The sequence below is a fragment of the Kitasatospora sp. NPDC127035 genome, assembly GCF_042726075.1.
In the GTDB taxonomy this organism is placed as follows: domain Bacteria; phylum Actinomycetota; class Actinomycetes; order Streptomycetales; family Streptomycetaceae; genus Kitasatospora.
In genome coordinates this window covers 2805-5797 of the sequence record NZ_JBHXDN010000136.1, presented here as the reverse complement: position 1 = coordinate 5797, position 2993 = coordinate 2805, and the positions used below count along the sequence as shown (strand labels likewise).

4 protein-coding genes and 1 pseudogene are annotated in these 2993 nt (G+C 68.6%); 2 read left to right on the top strand and 3 right to left on the bottom strand.

Going from position 1 to position 2993, the window contains the following annotated elements; all coding sequences use genetic code 11:
- Positions 1-90 precede the first annotated feature (90 nt).
- The 3 genes and pseudogenes from ACFWIC_RS40505 to ACFWIC_RS40495 form a co-directional block, all read right to left on the bottom strand.
- Complete coding sequence (locus ACFWIC_RS40505; protein WP_380364693.1) at positions 91-273, bottom strand: hypothetical protein; 183 nt, start codon at positions 271-273, stop codon at positions 91-93.
- On the bottom strand, positions 257-646 hold the full coding sequence (locus tag ACFWIC_RS40500; RefSeq protein ID WP_380364691.1) for a hypothetical protein: 390 nt from the start codon (positions 644-646) through the stop codon (positions 257-259). Before ACFWIC_RS40500 ends, ACFWIC_RS40505 begins: the two co-directional genes overlap by 17 nt.
- Positions 643-1050: pseudogene (locus tag ACFWIC_RS40495) on the bottom strand (glutamate--tRNA ligase); the annotation flags it as partial. The gene ACFWIC_RS40500 and the pseudogene ACFWIC_RS40495, both read right to left, overlap by 4 nt.
- Positions 1051-1307: 257 nt before the next feature.
- Here ACFWIC_RS40495 and ACFWIC_RS40490 point away from each other — a divergent pair.
- Entirely contained in the window at positions 1308-1976 is a 669-nt protein-coding gene (locus tag ACFWIC_RS40490; protein ID WP_380522149.1) for a peptidase inhibitor family I36 protein, read from the top strand.
- A gap of 62 nt (positions 1977-2038) precedes the next feature.
- Complete coding sequence (locus ACFWIC_RS40485; RefSeq protein WP_380522147.1) at positions 2039-2494, top strand: hypothetical protein; 456 nt, start codon at positions 2039-2041, stop codon at positions 2492-2494.
- Positions 2495-2993: the final 499 nt, after the last annotated feature.

The window sequence follows — 2993 nt, the reverse complement described above, 5'->3', positions numbered from 1 at the left end:
AGCTGCAGTCACTCCTCGCCACCTGGGCCGGCGCCTGCCCCACCTGCCACCGCGACATACCCACACCGATACGAACCTGACCAAGCCCTACTAGTCCTGCCCGAGCCAGTTCTTCACGTTCTGCGCTTCGGCACCCGAGAGTTCGCCGCCTGTCAGCATGAACTCGACGTAGTGCCGGATGGCGCCGGCCTTGTGCGGATTCGGGACGGCGAGCACGTCCATCCACCGCTGCCCCGTCGATCCTTCGATGATGACGTCACCGCGGACGGACATGGTGATGAGTCCGTCCCGAGTGGGCCCGTTGATTGTCGTGGGCCGGTCGCCCGCGACGTTCCATTGCGACCCGGGCCCAGCGCAGATCTGCGGCGTCCGGGCCGTCGTGCAGGTCCACCCAGAGCAGGAACTCCCTGGTGCCGTCCAGCAGTCCGAAGCGGGTCGCCAGGGCGTACCAGGCCCGGTTGACATCCCCGAGCGGATCGGGGCTGTCGTACTCGACCCTGAAGTCGACACGCCCGTCCTCCGGCCCGCACCCCGTCGCCGCGAACGCGGCAGACGGGGGGCGCGACGTCACCGTTTCCTCCAGGCCCACGAGGTGGATTCCGGACTCCGCGAGCCGGGCCGACAGTTGCTCCGTGTTCATGATCACCTGATTATCGTGGGGCGCTCCAGGGCGGCGTCCAGGCGGGCCAGGGTCCGCTCGCGGCCGAGGACCTCCAGCGATTCGAACAGGGGCAGGCCGACGGTCCGGCCGGTCACCGCGACCCGCACCGGCGCCTGGGCCTTGCCAAGCTTCAGCCCGTGTTCGGCCGCTACCGCCTTCAGGCCGGCCTTCAGTACCCCGGCCGCCCACCGCGCCTCGGCCAGCCTCCCGCGCGCGGAGCGCAGCAGGGCCGCCGCGGCGTCCTTGTCCTTCATCGCCTTCGCCCAGGACGCGTCGTCCCGGACGGGCTCGGGCAGGAAAGCGAAGTCGACCTGCTCGGTGATCCCACTGAGCAGCGCGATGCCCGGCTGGCCGAGCACACGGAGCGGGCCCGCGTCGAAGCGCGCCGGGTGGTGTCACGGTCCCCCCGGTCCGGCCCCGCCGGATCCCGGCCCGGTCGTCCGGCGAGCACCGCGCCGTCGTCGGGCGTCGGTCGTGCCTCAACACCGGATGCGCGAAGAAGAGGCGCACACCCCGCAACCGGACTCGAAATATGATCGCCAGTCAACTCTGGCCGCCAGCAGGTTTCTTCTCTGTTGGATTCGTACACATGTCGTGGCGGGGAGCCGCGGCAGACTACTGGAGGGGACGTTCAATGAGGCTTCGCATGCTCGCGGCCGGAGTCGGTGCGGCTGTCGTGCTCCTGGGCTGGGCCGTGCCCGCCCAGGCGGCCGGACAGCCCAGTCCTGGAATCACCAGCGGGGTTGTGACGCCCGAGGAAGAAGTACGCAACAACGAGAACCTGGCCAAGTCCGAAGGAGAGGTCACCGTTCTTCACCGCGGACAGAAGGTGAAGATCAGCACCGCCTGGGCACAGGGCGCCCAGACGTGCGTCGAGTTCGCCGCAGGCGACAACCGCTGTTTCGACTCCGATACGGAGGCCGACTTGGCCACGGTCACGTTCGACTCTGCCCGACCGGCGCCCCAGGACGGCCAGGCGGCAAACGCGGCAGGCCAGACGCCCGCCGTCGTGACCGGGACCCCGTCGTGCGCATCTGGCTGGGTCTGCCTGTGGGCCGACATCACCTACGACGGCCGCAAGTTGCAGTGGTCCGATGCCGGCCAGAAGAACCTTGTCGACTGGTCCTTCCGTGACCAGGCCAGCTCTGCCTGTAACGGCAAGAGCCAGGGCGGCTTCACGCTCTTCGACGCCCGCGACTTCATACTCGACCCGGAGCTGATTCTCGGGGCCGGAGGCTGCAACAGCAACTTCACGAACGTCGGTTACCCGTACGGCGGTAACTGGAACGACAAGGCCGACTACATTCAGGTCTGACCGTGACAAGGCCCCCGTGCCGCCCGGCGGCGCGGGGGCCACACCTTTCTCCGGGAGACTCGTTGAATCGCGCGACCGCCACCATCGCCACGGCAACAACCGCCGCTGCCCTGCTCCTCACCTCCTGCGGACCCACGACCGAGGCCACAGCCACGAATCAGCCGGTCTTCGCGCCTACAGTGATGCCTTCCGCGAGCGGCGCCGAGGTCGGGGCTACGGAGTTCACCCGGTTCGTGCAGGAAAGCGGGACCCCGGAACAGCGAGCGGCGGTGGACGGACACGTCTCCAAGGTCGCCCGGTCCATCCCCCAAGGGGATCACCGGAACAGCTACATCGCCACCGACTTCCCACAGCCCGACGACGCGACAACGCGCGCCATCATCAACGCGTACCTGGCGTGGACCGGACCGGCCGACGACGCGGCCATGCTCGTTCTCTACACTGCGGCCGGCACGGTCATGGGCGCGGTGGAACCCGGCTCATGGCGCAGCCCCTTGCCGGTACCGTCGGGCCGGTAGGGGAACAGACTCTCGGCTTTCAGACCATAGAGAACCTCGACGGAAACCTGACCGACGGCTGTGTGGAGCAGGTGAGCACACGAGCCGCTCCTGTCAAGGGATTGTTAGGTCCCGTATGTCCTCGGGATGTCATGGCGGAGGCGGTGGCGGGGGTTCTTCAGCGCCCCGCCCGGTCGGCCCTGACGGTGGTTGGCACCGTTTTGGGAGTCGGCTCGCTGATCGCCATCCTCCCGGCGTTCACTCGACCTCGCCAACGCTCTCGGCCGGGACCGCTTCACCCCGGGGGAGATTCAGCGCGTCCTCGCTGAGGCTTCATCGACGGCAGCGACCTCGCCGTTTACAAGGCTGTGCTCCGACGGCTGGGGAACACCGACTGAGCGAGGTGAGGCGGACAGCGAGAAGGGGGGGCCGGGCCCCGTTCTGGTGGGGCCCGCGGGCCCCGCCCTGGGCCAACTCCCCAACCCGCACACCCCAAACCCGAAGAATCTGAGGGCGGCAA